Annotated in this window: 15 protein-coding genes, 1 tRNA gene and 2 pseudogenes; 12 read left to right on the forward strand and 6 right to left on the reverse strand. The window is 73.2% G+C overall.

Annotated elements, in window-relative coordinates; genetic code table 11:
* The first annotated feature begins 31 nt into the window (after positions 1–31).
* Entirely contained in the window at positions 32–1795 is a 1764-nt protein-coding gene (locus ACGRHY_RS15390) for a DoxX family protein (RefSeq protein WP_394635909.1), read from the forward strand.
* Positions 1796–1848: 53 nt separating this feature from the next.
* Here ACGRHY_RS15390 and ACGRHY_RS15395 read toward each other — a convergent pair whose 3' ends face one another.
* The 3 genes from ACGRHY_RS15395 to ACGRHY_RS15405 form a co-directional block, all read right to left on the reverse strand.
* Positions 1849–2595 carry a nucleotidyltransferase family protein gene (locus ACGRHY_RS15395; protein WP_394635910.1) on the reverse strand — a complete coding sequence of 249 codons (747 nt, stop codon included), beginning with the start codon at positions 2593–2595 and terminating at the stop codon, positions 1849–1851.
* A gap of 144 nt (positions 2596–2739) precedes the next feature.
* On the reverse strand, positions 2740–3150 hold the full coding sequence (locus tag ACGRHY_RS15400; RefSeq protein ID WP_394635911.1) for a hypothetical protein: 411 nt from the start codon (positions 3148–3150) through the stop codon (positions 2740–2742).
* A gap of 255 nt (positions 3151–3405) precedes the next feature.
* Positions 3406–4503 (reverse strand): ABC transporter ATP-binding protein, encoded by a 1098-nt coding sequence (locus tag ACGRHY_RS15405; RefSeq protein ID WP_394635912.1) that lies wholly within the window; start codon positions 4501–4503, stop codon positions 3406–3408.
* 226 nt (positions 4504–4729) lie between these two features.
* Here ACGRHY_RS15405 and ACGRHY_RS15410 point away from each other — a divergent pair.
* Positions 4730–4802, forward strand: a tRNA-Thr gene (locus tag ACGRHY_RS15410).
* Between the two features lie 346 nt (positions 4803–5148).
* A complete protein-coding gene (locus ACGRHY_RS15415; protein ID WP_394635913.1) occupies positions 5149–6858 on the forward strand; it encodes a SpoIIE family protein phosphatase in 1710 nt (569 codons plus the stop codon).
* A 144-nt stretch (positions 6859–7002) separates the two neighbouring features.
* Here ACGRHY_RS15415 and ACGRHY_RS15420 read toward each other — a convergent pair whose 3' ends face one another.
* Entirely contained in the window at positions 7003–8046 is a 1044-nt protein-coding gene (locus ACGRHY_RS15420; protein ID WP_394635914.1) for a fatty acid desaturase family protein, read from the reverse strand.
* Positions 8047–8623: 577 nt separating this feature from the next.
* On the opposite strand from ACGRHY_RS15420, the gene ACGRHY_RS15425 reads away from it, so the two are divergent.
* The 6 genes and pseudogenes from ACGRHY_RS15425 to ACGRHY_RS15450 form a co-directional block, all read left to right on the forward strand.
* A complete protein-coding gene (locus ACGRHY_RS15425) occupies positions 8624–9154 on the forward strand; it encodes a DUF5994 family protein (RefSeq protein WP_394635915.1) in 531 nt (176 codons plus the stop codon).
* Between the two features lie 37 nt (positions 9155–9191).
* Positions 9192–9464, forward strand: a complete 273-nt coding sequence (locus ACGRHY_RS15430) for a hypothetical protein (RefSeq protein ID WP_394635916.1) — start codon at positions 9192–9194, stop codon at positions 9462–9464.
* Between the two features lie 51 nt (positions 9465–9515).
* The gene (locus ACGRHY_RS15435) at positions 9516–9779 is read left to right on the forward strand and encodes a hypothetical protein (protein WP_394635917.1); all 264 of its coding nucleotides are present in this window, start codon (positions 9516–9518) and stop codon (positions 9777–9779) included.
* 189 nt (positions 9780–9968) lie between these two features.
* Positions 9969–11534 (forward strand): MFS transporter, encoded by a 1566-nt coding sequence (locus ACGRHY_RS15440; protein WP_394635918.1) that lies wholly within the window; start codon positions 9969–9971, stop codon positions 11532–11534.
* 91 nt (positions 11535–11625) lie between these two features.
* Positions 11626–11877: a DUF6332 family protein gene (locus ACGRHY_RS15445; protein ID WP_394635919.1), complete on the forward strand. Its 252-nt coding sequence runs from the start codon at positions 11626–11628 to the stop codon at positions 11875–11877.
* A 330-nt stretch (positions 11878–12207) separates the two neighbouring features.
* Positions 12208–12471 (forward strand): annotated as a pseudogene (locus tag ACGRHY_RS15450) (phytase); the annotation flags it as partial.
* 69 nt (positions 12472–12540) lie between these two features.
* On the opposite strand, the gene ACGRHY_RS15455 reads toward ACGRHY_RS15450, so the two are convergent.
* Positions 12541–13323: an ANTAR domain-containing protein gene (locus ACGRHY_RS15455; protein ID WP_394635920.1), complete on the reverse strand. Its 783-nt coding sequence runs from the start codon at positions 13321–13323 to the stop codon at positions 12541–12543.
* 375 nt (positions 13324–13698) lie between these two features.
* Between ACGRHY_RS15455 and ACGRHY_RS15460 the strand changes: the two genes are divergently transcribed.
* Positions 13699–14280 carry an AMIN-like domain-containing (lipo)protein gene (locus ACGRHY_RS15460; protein ID WP_394635921.1) on the forward strand — a complete coding sequence of 194 codons (582 nt, stop codon included), beginning with the start codon at positions 13699–13701 and terminating at the stop codon, positions 14278–14280.
* Between the two features lie 271 nt (positions 14281–14551).
* Positions 14552–15253: an AMIN-like domain-containing (lipo)protein gene (locus ACGRHY_RS15465; protein ID WP_394635922.1), complete on the forward strand. Its 702-nt coding sequence runs from the start codon at positions 14552–14554 to the stop codon at positions 15251–15253.
* Positions 15254–15531: 278 nt separating this feature from the next.
* Here ACGRHY_RS15465 and ACGRHY_RS15470 read toward each other — a convergent pair.
* A pseudogene (locus tag ACGRHY_RS15470) lies at positions 15532–15846 on the reverse strand (YncE family protein); the annotation flags it as partial.
* Between the two features lie 207 nt (positions 15847–16053).
* On the opposite strand from ACGRHY_RS15470, the gene ACGRHY_RS15475 reads away from it, so the two are divergent.
* Positions 16054–16935 carry an AraC family transcriptional regulator gene (locus tag ACGRHY_RS15475; RefSeq protein WP_394635923.1) on the forward strand — a complete coding sequence of 294 codons (882 nt, stop codon included), beginning with the start codon at positions 16054–16056 and terminating at the stop codon, positions 16933–16935.
* Positions 16936–17077: the final 142 nt, after the last annotated feature.

Consider the following 17077-nt stretch of genomic DNA (forward strand, 5'->3'; position numbering starts at 1 on the left):
GCAGTGTCCTATGCGTCCGTCACTCGGTTAGATGAGTGTGGACACCAGAACACCCCGCGGTTTCTTCGACGACGAGCCGGTGCTGAGCACGGTCAAGGTGCCCAGCGACCCGGCCGAGGTCGTCGTCAACCACGCCAGCTTCCGGGTGCGGCTCGCCTCGCCGCCGCCCCGCGGCCGCGTGCTGACCGGAGCCGACGTGCCGCCGGCGGTGCACGGCGCCGTCCCGGTCCGCCGCCCGGCGGCCGGGCGGCGCGCGCCCGTGGTGTGGAGCGGCCGGACGGAGCCCGGTGACGTACGGGCCACCCGGCTGCTCCAGGCGGTACGCCGTGCGAGCGCCGGAGCGGACGGGGCCGTCGGGGACGAGACGGGCAACGCCGCCACACAGGTGCTGCCGCGCTTGGTGCCGCGCCCCGCGCCGGGCCCGGACGGCGGCCCGCACACCACGGCGCTCCCCGCCCTCGACGGCACCCCCGGCAGCGGCGGCCCCACGATCATCGCCCCCCGCGTGCCCCAGCCGCCCGAGCGCCCCCTGTCGGCGGGTGCGCGCCCGGCCGGGGGCGCGTACGGCGCGCCGGGCGCCCCGCTCCGCCCCTTCGAGCCGTACGAGCCCACCGCCCACGACCGGGACGACGGGTACGACGACGGGTACGACGACAGCTACGAGGCCGGGTACGACGGCTACGACGACGGGCCGGACGGCTACGGCGGCCACGGGGAGGAGGGCCCGCGCGAGGAGGACCGCCGCCACGCCCGGCACGGCTTCTACCCCGACCGCCGCATCAACCTCGGCGTCGTGCTGCTGCCCCTGCGGATCCTCCTCGGCTTCGTCTCCGTCTACGCAGGGATGGGCAAGCTCTGCGACCCGGTCTACTTCGACGGCGACGAGCGCGGCTCCCTGGTGGCCTGGCTGGGCTCGCTCCAGCCGTGGGCCGTCGCCGCTCCGCTGCGCGACTTCGCGGTCGCCCACCCCGTCGGCGCCGGGCTCACCGTGGCCTTCCTCCAGATCATCATCGGTGTGCTGACCTTCATGGGGCTGTGGCAGCGGGCCGCCGCGGGCCTCGGCGCGCTGCTGTCGGCGGCCCTGATCCTGACGGTGAGCTGGCGCACGGTCCCGGTGTACGACGCCCCGGACTTCATCTACCTGGCCGCCTGGAGCCCGCTGGTCATCGCGGGAGCGCCGTACTACTCGCTGGACGCGCGCCTGGCGGGCGAGGCCTGGCGCCGGCTGGGCCCGCGCGTGGAGGTGTGGGAGCTGCGCCGGCGCGTACTGCGGCGCGGCGCGGCCGTCGCCGCGGTGGTGCTCGGGCTGACGCTGCTGGTCGGCTCGGTGCTGGGCAGCGCGGTGCGCTCGGCGCAACTGGCCACCGTGCCGCGGCCGGGTGAGCCGCTGACGAACAACCAGCCGGGCTCGCCGCTGCCGCAGCGGTCCACCGGCGGCCCGAGCCCGTCCACCTCGGGCACGGGAGCCGGAGTGCCGCAGGCGGGGGACGGCTCCTCGCCGAGCCCGTCCACCTCCGGCACCGGGGACTCCACCCCGAGCGCGGGCAGCACCGGCACCGGGGAGCGGCAGGGCACGCCGAGCCAGGGGCAGACGGTGGAGGCGCCGCGGCAGCCCGCCGCCCCGCCCGCGCCCGAGCCGGGCACCCCGACCGGCTCCGGCGTCCCGGGCGGCGCCGGGGACACCGGCGCCGCGGGCGGTACGGGCGGCGGCGAGGACGACGGCGCCGCGGGCGACGGCGGAGCCGGCTCCGGCGACGGCGGCAGCGGCGGTGCGCTGGGCGGCCTGCTGGGCTAGCGGGCCCCGCCCGGCGGCCCCGGTGCCGTACCCCGGGCCGTACCCGGACCGGACTACCGGTGGGAACGGCCGTGGCCCGCGAGCTCCCTGGCGGCCTCGCCGAGGTCCTTGGCGGTGTCGATGGCCCGCCAGTACGCGCCCTGCGGGATCGGGAAGCCCGCCAGGGCGCGTTCGCGCGCCAGCCGGGGGAAGGTGGCCCGCTCGTGGTCGCCGCGGTCGGGCAGCAGCGCCGTGAAGGGCGCGGAGAAGACGTAGACGCCCGCGTTGATCAGGTACGGCGAGGGCGGAGCCTCGATGAAGTCCAGGACGTGGCCGAACTCGTCGGTCTCCACGGCGCCCCAGGGGATTCGCGGGCGGGCCAGCGCGAGAGTCGCGGTCGCGTCGCGTTCGGCGTGGAACTCCGCCATCTCCCGCAGCGAGAAACGCGTCCAGATGTCCCCGTTGGTGGCGTACCACGGTTCGTCGGGGCGGGGCAGGGAGGCGGCGGCGTACTTCAGGCCACCGCCGCGGCCGAGGGGCTCGGTCTCGACGACCGTCGTCACCCGCAGCGGCAGACCGGCGTCCTCCAGCCACTCCTGGAGCACCTCGGCGAGATGGCCGCAGGAGACCACGGCGTCGGTGACGCCCTCGGCGGCCAGCCAGGCGAGCTGGTGGCCGATGATCGGGGTGCCCGTGCCGGGGATCTCGACCATCGGCTTCGGGCGGTCGTCCGTGTACGGACGCAGCCGCGATCCCTGGCCGCCGGCCAGGATCACGGCCTGGGTCGGATGCGTGCGCGCGAGCTGGTCGTCGAGTGTCATGCGGCGACGATATGCGCACCCGCTCCCACGCCCCTCCGGTACCCGTCCCGCGCGGTTACGCGCGAGCGTGCGGGAGGTGCGGAGAACGCCGAAGACGCGGGGCGTGCGGCGCGGCGGCCCCCTCGGATCCGGGGGCCGCGCCGGTCAGCGGGCGTCGGCGACGCCCGCCGCGAAGGAGGTGTCGCACACCGGCCGGGAGTAGGCGTGGGCACGCGCGGGGCCGTACTTCCCGACCGCGGCCCGGCCCAGCGCGCGGGTGATGGAGGTGCAGTGCCGTGCCAGCGACGGTCGGCGGGCGATCTCCTTCTGCAGGCTCGTCAGAGCGGTGCCCGGGTCCTTCTGCTGGAGCTCGGCGACGAGCCGGTCGCGCACCACCTCGTGCGGGGCGCGGGGACTGTCGCGGGGAGCCGCCTGCTCCGCGGAGGCGGTCAGCACCTGCGTCCCCGACCGCGGCGCCCAGGGAACGGCGGTGACGGCGAGGGTCCCGGACAGGACCAGGACTACCGGGAGGACGAGGGCGAGAGATCGGCCGATGCGGCGCGCTGCCTGATTCACTGTGGAGTCTTCCTCGCGAAGGACGGTATCGGGAGCCCGTTCCGGGGCGCTTGCGATGGTAGCGAGGAGTGGTGATTTGGCGACATTCCGTCACTCTCGCGAGTGACGGAGAACCCCGTAGTCCCAGGTGCGGAGATGTCCCCGTGTTGACGCGAACCGCCCCCCGTTGTCCCGCCGGAACCGGCCGGGGGCCCGTACGGCCCGCCTTGCGCGGACGTACGGGCCCCGTGTCGGCCGTGTGGAGGACGCGGTCGCTCAGTCGGTCAGTCGCTCACCGGTGGAGGTGGAGAACACGTGGGCCTCGCCGGCGCGCGGCACCACGTGGATCGTCGCGCCCTTCTCCGGCACCTCGCGGCCGCCGACGCGGACCACCAGGTCCTTCGACTCGCCGCCGACCTGGGCGGTGCCGTAGACGTAACCGTCGGCGCCCAGCTCCTCGACGACGTTGACGGTGACGGCCAGACCGGCGTTGCTGCCCTCGCCCGCGATGTCCAGGTGCTCGGGGCGGATGCCGACCGTGACGGCCTTGTCGCCCTTGTTGGCCGCCTCGCCGACGGCGTCGCGCTCGACCGGCACGATGCTGTTGCCGAACTTCACGCCGCCGTCGGTGATCGGCACCTCGACCAGGTTCATCGCCGGGGAGCCGATGAAGCCCGCGACGAAGAGGTTGGCCGGCTTGTCGTACATGTGGCGCGGCGAGTCGATCTGCTGCAGCAGACCGTCCTTGAGCACCGCCACCCGGTCGCCCATGGTCATGGCCTCGGTCTGGTCGTGGGTGACGTAGACCGTGGTGATGCCCAGACGGCGCTGGAGGCCGGCGATCTGGGTACGGGTCTGGACGCGGAGCTTGGCGTCGAGGTTCGACAGCGGCTCGTCCATGAGGAACACCTGCGGCTCGCGTACGATCGCGCGGCCCATCGCCACACGCTGCCGCTGACCGCCGGAGAGCGCCTTGGGCTTGCGGTCCAGGTAGGGCTCCAGGTCCAGGATCTTCGCGGCGTCCTCGACCTTGGCGCGGATCTGGTCCTTCGGCACGCCCGCGATCTTCAGCGCGAAGCCCATGTTCTGGGCGACGGTCATGTGCGGGTAGAGCGCGTAGTTCTGGAACACCATGGCGATGTCCCGGTCTTTCGGCGGAAGGTGGGTGACGTCGCGGTCACCGATGCGGATGGCGCCGCCGTTGACGTCCTCCAGGCCCGCGAGCATGCGCAGAGAGGTGGACTTGCCGCAGCCGGAGGGGCCGACGAGGACGAGGAACTCGCCGTCCTCGATCTCGATGTTCAGCTTGTCGACGGCGGGCTTGTCGCCGCCCGGGTAGATCCGGGTGGCGTTGTCGTACGTGACCGAGGCCATGGTCGGTTGTCTCCTTCACCGGCAGGAACGTGCCGGACGATCCGAGTAAAGGTCATGTTCCACATGTGTGAACCTGTGTGAACGTGGGCTGACGGTAACCCGCCGGGGGTTGTCTTGTCAGTACTTCCGCGGTCAGGAAAGGGCTCCGGCCCGGCGTCGGGAAGTGGGTACACTGCACACTGCGTACGCGCCGGGGCCCCGCCGGGCCCGCGGCGCCGCCGTACGCGCCGCCTTAGCTCAGCTGGTAGAGCACCGCTCTTGTAAAGCGAAGGTCGTCGGTTCGAACCCGACAGGCGGCTCTGGGAACAAACCGCAGGATCATCCGGTGAAGGCCGGGTGACCTGCGGTTTTACTGTGCCGGGGGTTCCGGTGGTGGTTGGCTCCGCATTCGGCGGGCGGGATGGCCCGCCTCACCGTGGAGAAGGCGGTGGTTGTACCGGTCGACTCACTCGGCGGTGGCGGGCTCGACGTGGGGCAGTCCTCTCCAGGACCGCACCGGTTCGCTGACTTCGACCCTTGCGGGTAGTCGAGTCTCCACCCGGCCCTGAGCGGCTCGATCGCCGCTCCGCCCGTTACGGCCTCCCCGCTCATGGGAACCGTCAACGGCGGCGGTCGGCGGATGCTCTACCAACCGGAGGAATCGGCGTGGTCCAGGATGCGGTCGGTGACGAGGGGCGGCGGTGGGCGGCGGAGCCGACGTTCTGGCGGGAGGTGTCCGACCATCTGGGTGCCGGTCTGGCCGTGGTGGACTCCTCCGGTCTGATCGTCGCGGTCAACCCCGCTGCCGAGGAACTGCTGGGCCGCACCGCGGGGGCGATGGTGGGGGAGGACCTCCACGACCTGCTGCACCGCCGCACCGACGGCGCGGTGATGCCGCGCGAGCGGTGCCCGCTGCTCGCGGCACTCGCCCGCGGTTCCTCGGTCCGCGGCGAGGGAGACGGCTTCCTGCGCGATGACGGGCAGCTGGTCCCGGTCGCCTGGTCCGGCGCCCCCGTGCTCAGGGACGGCCGTACGGTGGGCATGACGGTGCTGTTCACCCGCACCACTGCCGGCCGGGGGACATCCGGAGGCCGGGCGTCGCGCGTGACCGCGTTGGAGGACCTCACCGGCAGGACGGCTCTGGTGGCGGAGGCCACCGCGGTTTTGGCCCAGACCCTCGACACCGATGAGGCCCTCAGCCGGCTGGGCCGCTTCCTGGTGCCCCTGATGGCGGACTGGGCCGCCATCGACCTGCGGGTCGAGGGCGAGGTGCGCAGGGCCGCGGTGATCGGCCCCGAGGGCCGTGACGCCGAGCGTGAAGCGTGGCGGGGCATCCTCCCGGGGGCGGCCGAGTACTCCCGGTCCCCTCTGGTACGGGTCCTGCACGGAGGCGAGCCCGTCCTGCTGGGCCCCGGGGAGATCGCCGCGCCGCCCGACTCCCCGCTGGCCGCCGTCCAGGCGGGCTTCCTCCAGTCGCTGGGTGCGACCTCCGCCGTCACGGCGCCCCTGGGGACGGCCCGACGGGTCACAGGGGCCCTCACCCTGGTCCGTACCGGCACCGCCCGGCCGTTCGACGCCGCCGACCTGGCGCTGGCCGGCGACATCGGCCGCCGTGTCGGCATGGCCATCGGCAACGCCCGCCTCTTCGGCAGGCAGCGCGAGATCGCCGAGGCCATGCAGCGCAACCTGCTCGTCCCCCTGCCCCGGCCCGGCCCGCTGCGCCTGGCCGCCCGCTACCAGCCCGCCCCCGCCGGTTCCCAGGTCGGCGGAGACTGGTACGACGCCTTTCCCCTGCGTGACGGTGCCACCGCGCTGGCCATCGGCGATGTCGTCGGCCACGATCTGGCCGCCGCCGCGGGCATGGCCCAACTCCACGGCATGCTGCGCATCCTGACCTGGGACCGCACCCGACCGCCCAGCGCCATCGTCGATCGTCTCGACGACGCCATCCCCGCCATCACCGACGTCCCCATGGCCACCCTCGTACTGGCCCGCGTCGAGGGGTCCGAGAGCGGGCCCTGGCGTCTGCGGTGGAGCAGCGCCGGCCACCCACCGCCCCTCCTGGTCACGCCCGACGGGCACGCCGAGTACCTCGAACAGGGCCAGGGCCTGCTGCTGGGCACCGGCCTGAGCGACACCGCGCCCCGCCCCGACGCCACCACGCCCCTCCCACCGGGCAGCACCCTGCTGCTGTACACCGACGGCCTGGTCGAGGTCCCCGGCACCGATCTGGGCACCGGACTGACCCGGCTGCGCCGTCACGCCGCCGACCTCTCCCGCCGCCCTCTGGACGAGTTCTGCGACCAGGTCCTCGCACGCATGTCCTCCGGCAGCACCGACGACATCGCCCTTCTCGTTCTGCGCGTCCCCCACTGAACCCCCGGAGGGGGCGGGGTTTGCGGGCGTTCCGGTGGGACACGAAGACCTCCGTGCGGTGCGGTCCTGGACGGCTCCACCGCGTCGGAGGTCTTCGTTTTGACCAAGTTCGCCGACCGTCAACAACGCTCGTTGTCAATACAGCTAGGCAGGGGGGCGGGCGCTGCGGATCGGGGCTCCGGCCCGGTGAAGGCTGATGAGTGTCTGCCGCCAGGAGGTGAGCAGCCCGGTCTCCAGGTAGTCCACCCCCAGCTCCTCGCAGTGGCGGCGGACGATGGGCCGCGCCTTGCGCAGGTTGGGGCTGGGCATGCTGGGGAACAGGTGGTGCTCGATCTGGTGGTTCAGCCCGCCCAGCGCGATGTCGGTGAGCCGACCGCCGCGTACGTTGCGTGAGGTGAGCACCTGGCGGCGCAGGAAGTCCGGGCGGTCCTCGCCGGTCAGGATCGGCATGCCTTTGTGGTTGGGGGCGAAGATGGAGCCGAGGTAGACGCCGAACAGCCCCTGGTGGACGGCGAGGAAGGCGATGGCCATGCCGGGCGGCAGCACCAGGAACAGCGCGGTCAGGTAGACCGCGAAGTGCGCGAACAGCAGTTTGCCTTCCAGCGCGCGGTTCTTCAGGGAGCGGTTGGCCAGTGCCCGTGCGCTCGACACGTGCAGGTTGAAGCCCTCCAACGTGAGCAGCGGGAAGAACAGGAAGGCCTGCCAGCGGCCGATCAGACGGGGCAGCCGCTTGGCGGCGCGGGCCTGGTCCTGGGACCAGACCAGCAGGTCGGGGGCGATGTCGGGGTCGAGTCCTTCGTGGTTGGGGTTGGAGTGGTGGCGGGTGTGCTTGTCCTGCCACCACCCGTAGCCCATCCCGATGCACGCCCCGGCGATCCGTCCGGCGGTCTCGCTGGGCCCGCGCAGACGGAACACCTGGCGGTGGGCCACGTCGTGGGCCACCAGGGCGACCTGGCCGAAGACCAGGGAGAGGAAGGCTGCGACGGCCAGCGTCCACCAGCTGCGGCCGACGAGGACGAAGGCGACCCAGCCGATGGCGTAGAGCGCGGTCACCGATGTGACCCGGACGGCGTAGTGGCCGGGGCGCCGTTCCATGAGGCCGGCGTCGGTGATCTTCTTTGCCAGCCGGGCGAAGTCGCTGCCGGGCGCGTGCGGGGGCGGAGTGTGGGATGCGGTGTGCTTGGTCACGTCGATCGGTCCCTCTCGTCGGCGTGCGGTGTCAAGGCACGGGCCACTGCCGGGCACAGGCGAGCCCGTGGAACGACTCGGCATCGTGGTCGTCCTCACCTCGTCCGGTCCTCGGGTCCGGGCCGGCGGGGCGGAAGCCCGGCCGGCCCGCCGGTTCTCTCCTCGGTGGTGTGGATCACCACCGCGTGTCCCTCACGGGACCCTTCCCGGTGGGCCTCGACGAATGTGCGGCCGGCCATGGAGATCACACCTGTCTCCCCTTCATCACACGGGCCAGGGGCTCTCACCTTTCTTTTGTCCTTCAGCCTCGTGCCGCTGTCAAAGCGGAGAGCCGTCCGGGGCGCTTCCGCCAAGGGCCGTTCCGCACCACGGCATGTGGGGATGGCCCGCCCCCGTAGGCGGCCGGGGCCGAACTTCTCGGGGGCGCCGGATCGTGGGCCTGCGACATCTCATGGGGCGGAGTAGGGTTGAAGAACCGGGAGCACTTCGCGCGCCTGCCTCCACGCGGGTGTCGTTCCCGGCGAGTGACTACACCGGGCAGTCGGAGAGAAACCGAGCCCGGAGGCGGGTTCGCGCCATGACCACCACCATCGACTCCGCGCCGACCTGCGTGCGCGTTCTCCCGGCGCCGGCCCGCCTGACCTCGACGGGGGCCCGGGTGTTTCCGGGGCTTCCCGGGGTGGACGGTGTCCGGTGGCCCCGGTCCCGTGATCTCCCCCGTGAGCTCCCCGCGTTGACGGACGTGCTGGACGACGGCCGGGGACGTGTCACCCGCGCCACCGTCGACCCGACCGGTTGGCCCGTCGTTCCGCGTGAGGTGCGCGTCACCGGGCGCACGGTGCGCGTCAGGTGGTTCCTGGACGAGCACCACCCGTACGGACTGATCCTGCTCTTCCGCACCGCCGGCCGCTGTGAGCTGCCGGTGGTCCCGCCGGGGACGACAGGCGCGACGGCCGACTGGCCGGCGTCCGCAGCGACCGCGGTGGGAGGTCTCCTCACGGCCGACGGGTTCATGGCGCGGGAGGAGGAGGTCCGCACCGTCGCGGAGCCCCGGACAGGGAGCGGAGGGCGGCCGGTTGGACTTTCCTCCGGCCGCGTCCGCGTCTGACCGAGGTCGAACACCGAGCGCAGAGGTTGTGAGGATCGTGGAGATCGGCATCACCGTGGCAGTGATCATCGGGGCGATCGTGCTGGGAGCCCTGGTGATCCATCGGCTCAATGCCCAGCGCGATGAACGGGTCACGACATTTCGTTACAGCGACGCCCGGTCCGGGCCCGGTGGCCGCGGCACGAAGCCGAAGCGGTGGCGTCCGACCGGCGGATCGCCCGGTACATCCGCCCGCCGCGAGTACCGCGGCGGGCGTCCCGGAGGACGGCGTGGGCCCGCCCCGGCCAGGCGGGCAAAGGACCGCGACTGAACGCAGCACCACTCGTCAACACGCCGTCTCAACCAGGGAAACGAGTTCACCGTGGAGCCGGAGGAGCCGATGCCCTCGGCCGGGCGTGCCGAGGTCCGTACCGTCGCGGCGTCCCCCGAGGCCGCCCGCCGCGTCGCGGAGGTCCTGCGCGGTTGCTTCGCCGCCGACGAACAGCGCGGCTGTCCCGACCACAGTGGAGGCGGCACCAGGCTCCACCTCACCGTGGACACCACTCACCCGGCAGGACCCACGCCTCCCTGGCTGGTTGCCAGCCAGACCTCCGGGAACGGACGCGACCGTACCGACGAGTCCTGAGGCGGGGCCCGCGAACGCCTCCCGCCCGGTCCTTCCGGCGCGGCGGGCAGGGCGGGCGGGCGCCGACCGGACTACCCTCCTGGGGCGGGTGGCGCGAAACGGGCGAATCGGATGTTCGCGGTGAGCGGCCGGCCCGCCGGGGAGTGAGCCCCCGCTTGTCCGCACACGGCCGGAGTCCGGAGCGTCACCATGACCGAACCGTCCCCGGAGCAGACCGCGCCCCCGCCGCACAGGTGGCTCTCGCTGTTCGGAATCTGCGGCACCGCGGGGATCGTCTGGCTCGCCTTCTCCGACCTGGGAGTGGCGATCCCGGAGATCGCCGACGAGTTCGACAGCAACTTCTCGATGCTCCAGTGGGCGAACAACGCCTTCAGCCTCGTCACCGGCGCGCTCGTGATCGCCGCCGGGAAGTTCGGCGACCTCTTCGGACGCCGGCTGATGCTCCAGACCGGCACCGTGCTGCTGGCGGTGTTCTCCCTGGTCGCCGCGCTCTCGCCGGACGTCGGGTGGCTGATCCTCGGCCGCGGGCTCATGGGGATCGGCGCCGCCCTGATCCTCCCGGCCTCGCTCGCCCTCATCCCGCCCGAGTTCTCGGGACGGGCGCAGACCGCGGCGTTCGGGATCTGGCAGGCGGTGGCCTGGGGCGGGCTGTCCGCCGGGCCCGCGATCAGCGGTTTCGTCACCGACGGTCTGGGCTGGCGGTGGCTGTTCTGGCTCAATCTGCCGCTGGCCGCCCTCACTCTCGTCGTCGTACGGCTCACCACGCCGGAGTCGCGCGATCCCGAGGTCTCGGGCCACATCGACTGGCCGGGTCTGGCCACCATCGGCCTGTCGGTCTTCGCGCTGCTGTACGCGCTCACCGAGGGGCCGAGCGTGGGCTGGGGGGACCCCCGCATCGTGACGCTGTTCGCCGCGGCCGTCGTGTTCGCGATCGCGTGGTACCTGATCGAGCGCCGTGTACGCCTGCCGCTGGTGGACCTGCGGCTGTTCGGGATCCGCACCTACAACGGGGCGCTGACGGCCAATCTGACGATGAACCTCGCCTACGCCGGCCTCAGCTTCCTCCTCGTGCTGTGGCTGCAGAACGTGCGCGGCTACAGCGCGGTGGAGGCCGGGTCGCTGATGATCCCCGCGACGGCCGGGGTCCTCCTGGGCATCCCGGTCGGAGGCGCCCTCGACACCAGGCGGGGCGGGAGACCGCCCGCGACGGTCGGTCTGGCGGTGGCGAGCGCCGGTCTGACCGCCCTCGCCTTCCTCGACACCGGCACCCCGATCGCGGTGATCGCCACCGGGCTCCTCGTCGTCGGGCTCGGTCTCGGCCTGGTGAGCACGCCCGTGGCCAACACCGCCGTCGGGGAGGTGCCGGCCGATCTGGCGGGGACGGCCGCCGGCGTGTTCAAGATGTCCAGTATGCTCGGCGGCTCGCTGGGGGTCGCCGTCCTCACCGCGCTGGCCCGGGAGCTCACGGCGCGCGAGGCGTCCGGCGTGCTCGAGGATTCGGGGCTGTCCGACGCGGAGATCACCCGGGTGCGTCAGACGCTGGTGAACTCCGACTCCTACCAGGAGGCGGTCGACGCGCTGCCGCCCGACATCCGGAGCGAGGTCGTCCGGGTGGCCGAGGACTCCTTCTCGCTCGGTGTCGCGGACGCCATGGGTGTGACGGCGGTCCTCACCCTCCTGGCGACGGTGGTCGTCTTCCTCGTGTGGCCCCGCCGCGCCCGCCGTGTCCCTTCCGGGGACACTCGCCGAACGTGACGGCCGGGACCGCGGTACGGTGCACGACCGGTGGGTCCGGTGCTTCCGGGTCCGGGAAACCTCACATCACCGCCGGGGGAAGGGCGAGGAGATGACACGAGATCAGACGGAGCGGGACGCGGTCACGCTGGAGATCGGCTACGCCGTCGTCTCCGCGGCCCTCCTCGCGGGGGCGGTGTGGCTGGTTCTGGCCAGTCCGGTCCTCCTGTTCGGTGTGGAGGGCACCGCCGCGAGGGCCGTCACGGGCACCGCCGCCGTCCTCGCCGCGGCCGCTCTGCTGTGGCGGGTGGTCGGCGTCCTGTGGGGTTTCGACTCGCGACGGCGGACGGACGGAACCGGGTGAGGGGTCTCGCCCGCCGGGCGGTTGTCGGGCGCTCCCCCCGGGGACATGACTCCCTGCCGGCCGAACGGGCGGGCGCGGGCGGGGGTGGCGCGGACCGAGTGCATGGTGTGGGCGTGTGCGCGTCGGTGGAGTGAAACCGTCCGGTAACCCCGTCGGCCCGGGCTCCTTCGGAGGTTTCCGCGCCCCCGATCCGGAGGAGAAGCCCGCGACCGTGCGCCGATCAGGCCGACCGGCGACCCTGCTGCTGTGTACGGCCCTCGCGGTGTCGGCCGCGCCTGCCCACGCGGGCCCGGCCGGCTCGTCCGCCCTGCCTTCCGTCACCCCCGGGCCGAGACGGAGGCGCTGTACGACGACGAGGAGGGCGACGACAACGAGTACGAGGGCGGTTTCCTCGTCGCGGCCGCCTCGCGCACCCTCGACGGTTCCCAGGAGTGCGACGGCGCCGCCGTGCTGAACGCGCCGCCGGGGGCGCGGTATCCGGACGGCCTGCTCGTCGTCCGGGACGGGCGGGAGACTCCGGCGGAGGACGGCCGCGAGGCCACCGGCTTCAAGTTCGTCGACCTCGCCGACGTCATGGACGCCGTGGACGACTGAGCCGGGCCGGACGCATCCGGCCGTCGAGATCGCCGTGGCCGCCCCGGACTCCCCGGGCGGCCACGGCCGTCACGGGGTGCCGGTGTCCGGCAGGAGGGGCCCCAGAGGGTCGGTCTCGGCCAGGCTCACCAGGCCGGCGGCGATGTCGCGGAGTTTGGTGTTGGTGCGCTGGGAGATGGTCACCAGGATCTGGAAGGCGTCCTCGGGGTCGCAGCGCCGCTCGGCCTGGACGATGCCGATGGCCCGGTCGATCGTCGCGCGGCTGCGCATGGCCCGCCGGAGCTGGGACGCCTCCTCCTCCAGTTCGCGATAGCGCCTGAGGTCGTGTGTGGCCTGCGCCAGATGGCGCTCGTAACCGCGCTGGGCGACGGCCGTGTGGTCGTGGGCCGTGGGGGTGTCGGTGTGCCGGTAGGCGCGTTCGATGCGGGCCAGTTCCTCGTGGAAGCCGGTGACGTCCTCGACGTGGTGCAGAAGCGCTGTGACCTCCCCGCCGGGGTCGAGGACGGGGCTGCTGACCGGGCTCCAGTACTTTTCCCGGAAGCCGGTGGGGCTGCCGGAGAAGGGGACGTCGTACTTCAGGACGGGCAGGGCCTGGACCGTCCCGGTCGCCAGGACACGCCGGAACAGCGCGTCCAGGTCGCGCATGCCGCCCGCGCCCGGGTCCTCGGGGCTGGCGGGGTAGGCGTCGAAGATGTGCCGCCCGACCACTTCGCCCCGCTCACGGAACGTCGCCTCCTCACAGGCGCGGTTGACCTCCAGGATCACCAGATCGGTGCCGAGCACCAGCAGGGGCGAGGTCGTGGCGCGGAATATGGCCTCGAAGTCGGCGGGGGACGGGGGAGACGGAGCCATATCTCTACTCATGCTCCAAGTCCGGCGTTCAATGCATGCCGCCTCCGCGCGCGGTGCTCCCCGCCGCCGTCCGCCGGTTGAGGGGCTTCACGGCCGTCCGCCGGGTCGTCCATGGTGTCGGTGCGAGGAAGGCCGGAACGGTACGGACCGGAGGGGAATACGGCGAGAACGACACCTTTGGCTGGATCGTGGCGGTTGGGTGGTTGGCGTCCGGCCCACTCGGCAACAGACCAGTATCGAGCGGGTTCCCGGAGCCCGGCAGCCTACGTTCAGGAGCGCGCAGTGACACCTCGTACGACCATGACCGCGATCGCCCTCACATCGGCTCTCCTCGTGGCGGCCTGCGGTGGGGCGGAAGGAGGGGCGGGGGGCGACGTGAGCACGTCTCCGACGGCCGGACCGCCCGGGCAGTCCGGACGGTCGGGGGACACCGGGCGGAGCGCCTCGCCCTCCGGGGACGCCGGCGCGCCCCCGTCCGCCTCCCCGTCACCGTCTCCGCCCGGGAGCGGGGCGGAGGGCGTGGTGCTGCGCGACACCTCCCGCAGGACGGGGGCCGCCCGGGAGGCGGGTGTGAACGACTTCCCGGAGCTGCGCGGGGTGCGGGTGGGCATCCACGACACCTACGACCGGGTCGTCTTCGACTTCGACGAGGGCACTCCGCGGTTCGTGGCCGAGTACGTGGACACCCTGCACCAGGACGGCTCCGGCGACGTCATCCCCCTCAAGGGCGACCAGGACCTGAAGATCTCCTTCCTCCGGTCCGTGCCCGCCACCGACTTCGACGACGGCGGCAAGAGCACCCCCGTCATCCGCGAGCTGCGGCTGGTGAGTTACTTCGAGGGCGAGACGCTCTTCGGCGTCGGCGTCGACCCCGAGGGCGACGGCCCGGCGGGTTTCCGGGTGACCACGGGCAAGAACAAGATCATCCTGGACATCTCCCACCGGACGGCCGGCTGACGGCCCCCGGGAGGCGGGTCCGGGAGCCTTTCGGCCGGAAACCGCTGTTGCTAGGGTGACGGCCACCCGCTCGGCACCGTTGGTATGAGCGGGCTTGGGGGCTTTTTGTTCCGGGGGGAACGCGGAATGCCGCCTTCACGGCGCCGGGGATCGATTCCACCGGTGTCCGGGAGCGGAACTCCGCCACGGCTGGATGCGCACCGGTACGACCGCACTCGCCCGAGCATCCCGGTGTCTGCGGCAACCAGCCGTCCACGCACAGGAGTTCACAGTGAAAAACCGTTCCGCCGCGACCGCGATCGCCCTCGTCTCCGTCCTCGTGGTGGCGGGCTGTGAGGAGGGGGCGCGGGACGACGCGGCACCGACGCCGACGGCCGGGGAGTCCCGGTCCGCCGACGCGTCCGTGTCCGCGTCTCCGGAGGTGAGCGGGCCGGAGGAATCCCGGACCCCGGAGCCCGGGGGGTCCGGAGGTCCCGGAGACGGCGGCGGGGCCGCCTCGCCGACCGCCGGCGGTGACGGCGGCGGCTCCGGGGCTGTCCCGTCCTGGGGCACCGCCCGCAAGGACGGCGAGGCCGAAGGGGTGGACCCGGCTCTCGCCCCGAAACTGACGGCGGTACGGGTGGCCGGCCACGACGCCTACGACCGGGTCACCTTCGAGTTCGACGGCGGTGTCCCGGCGCACATGGTCGCCTACCTGGAGCCGCTGCACCAGCCCGGAAGCGGCACCCCGGTCCCCGTCGAGGGCGAGCACTCCGTCGAGGTCGTCCTGGTCGGGGCCCTGCCGGAAGGCGAGTACGGCGGGAAGGAGCAGACCTCCGGCGTCCGCGAGATCACCAAGGTGGGCCTGTTCGAAGGGGAACTGCGGGTCGGTATCGGCCTCGACACCGAGGGCGACGGCCGGGCGGGCTTCCGGCTGGTCACGGAGGCGAACCGGCTCCATGTCGACATCACCCACGGGGCGTCCCCGGTGTGATCCCGCGTCCGCTCCGGCCCGGCACTCCGCCGCCGGGTCGGGGCGGGGCCTGTCCCGCCGGTCCCGCGGGATCGCCGGCTCCGGATGCGCCGCCGCCCCGCCCTGGCCGCCACGGCCGCCGTACCCGCCTCCGCCACGCCCGCGGGCGGCCTGAACGAGGTGCTGTTCGTCGGCGACAACCGGGAAGGGACCGCCGACGTCATCGAGTCCGCCGGCGACTACGCGAAGGTCGGCCGGATCGACGTCGTCCCCGACAGGAAGGAGCGGATGCGGGGGATCTACCTCAACCCGATCAGGCTCGCCTTCTTCCGCGGTATCCGCCGGACCGTCGGCGCGGCCACGGCATGTCGACGAAACCGCTGCGGGTGGTCGCCGACGGGCACGGAGGCCACCTTCCGGCCGGTCGCGAAGTCGATCGCGGTGACCTGGTCGGATCCGCTCCCGGAGACCACGCGGTGCCTGCCGTCGCCGCTCACCGTCGCCCGGTACGGCCTGGAGACCGCCACCAGCGGGCCCTCCTCCAGCGTCGCGCGGTCCACGACGGTGGCGTAGTCGTCCATCGTCCCGGCGACGCACAGCCTGGTGCCCAGGGGGTGCGCGTGGGACACGTCCCGGCCGGGTGGACCGGTCCCTCCGCCGGCTGACCCGCGTCCGTCACCCCGCCCCGGGGTCCGGGGGCCGGGGCGCCGGCGTGGACGTCCCGGCCCGTACGGGCGCATGACCGGAACGGATCGCAGCGGTCGGGCCGGGCCCGGGCCCCGCCGGGCAGAGTGGACGCCGAGACACCGAAGGGAGGCCTTGTGATCTCGGCACTCAACCGGCTCGTCGACCTCGTGGAGGAGCACCTCGCCGAGCCCGTCGCCGAAGAGCTCGACGTCCGTGGACTGGCCGGGGAGCTCGGCACGACCGAATACCACCTGCGCCGCATGTTCTCGTCGCTGGCCGGCATGCCGCTGTCGGAATACGCGCGCCGGCGCCGCATGACCGTCGCCGCCGCCGACGTGGTCCGGGGTGAGGACGGTCTGCTGAGCATCGCGGTCCGGCACGGATACGGCTCGGCCGAGGCGTTCGGGCGTGCGTTCCGCGCGGTCCACGGCGCCGGCCTCGGTGACGTGCGCCGTGACGGAGGCCCCCTTCGCACACAACCGCAGCTCAGGTTTCACCTGACCGTCGAAGGGAGCGTCCCCATGGACACCCGACTCATCGACCGCCCCGCGTTCCGCCTGGCCGGGCACGCGGCCCGGGTTCCGCTCATCCACCAGGGCGTCAACCCGCACATCCAGCGGCACGTCGCCGCACTGCCGCAGGAGGAGCATCCCCGGCTGAAGGACCTCGGCGACACCGAGCCGGGAGGCCTGCTGCAGGTCTGCGACGACCTCGACCCCGACGGCACGGAGGGGAGCGAAATGACCTACCTGCACGGGGTCGCCGTCTCCCGGGACACGCCGGTCCCCGGTGACCTCGACACCATCGAGGTACCGGCCGGCAAGTGGGCGGTCTTCCGCACCGCCGGACCGTACCCGCAGGCCCTGCAGACGACCTGGGCCGCGACCGCGGCCGAGTGGTTCCCCTCCAACCCGTGGCGTCTGAGGCCCGGCCCCTCGATCGTCGCGGTCCTGGAGCGTGCGGAGGACTTCGGCACCGCGACCTGCGAGCTGTGGCTGCCCGTCGAACCGGCGTGACGGATCGCGGTACGGGACCGGCCCAGGCTGCCGGGTAACCCCTCCGGCCGGTGCTCCTCGCGTGCGGCGGCACAGCGGACGGGCCCGCAGCGCGCCCCTCGGCGCTGCGGGCCCGGACCGTGTGGACGGCCGCCGCCGGCCG

The sequence above is a fragment of the Streptomyces shinuiensis genome (assembly GCF_043660855.1).
In the GTDB taxonomy this organism is placed as follows: Bacteria; Actinomycetota; Actinomycetes; order Streptomycetales; family Streptomycetaceae; genus Streptomyces.

Coding starts and splice junctions, on each gene's coding strand:
- ACGRHY_RS15390 (WP_394635909.1), top strand. CDS start 32: ATGAGTGTGGACACCAGAACACCCCGCGGTTTCTTCGACGACGAGCCG.
- ACGRHY_RS15395 (WP_394635910.1), bottom strand. CDS start 2,595: ATGACACTCGACGACCAGCTCGCGCGCACGCATCCGACCCAGGCCGTG.
- ACGRHY_RS15405 (WP_394635912.1), bottom strand. CDS start 4,503: ATGGCCTCGGTCACGTACGACAACGCCACCCGGATCTACCCGGGCGGC.
- ACGRHY_RS15425 (WP_394635915.1), top strand. CDS start 8,624: ATGACCACCACCATCGACTCCGCGCCGACCTGCGTGCGCGTTCTCCCG.
- ACGRHY_RS15440 (WP_394635918.1), top strand. CDS start 9,969: ATGACCGAACCGTCCCCGGAGCAGACCGCGCCCCCGCCGCACAGGTGG.
- ACGRHY_RS15445 (WP_394635919.1), top strand. CDS start 11,626: ATGACACGAGATCAGACGGAGCGGGACGCGGTCACGCTGGAGATCGGC.
- ACGRHY_RS15455 (WP_394635920.1), bottom strand. CDS start 13,323: ATGGCTCCGTCTCCCCCGTCCCCCGCCGACTTCGAGGCCATATTCCGC.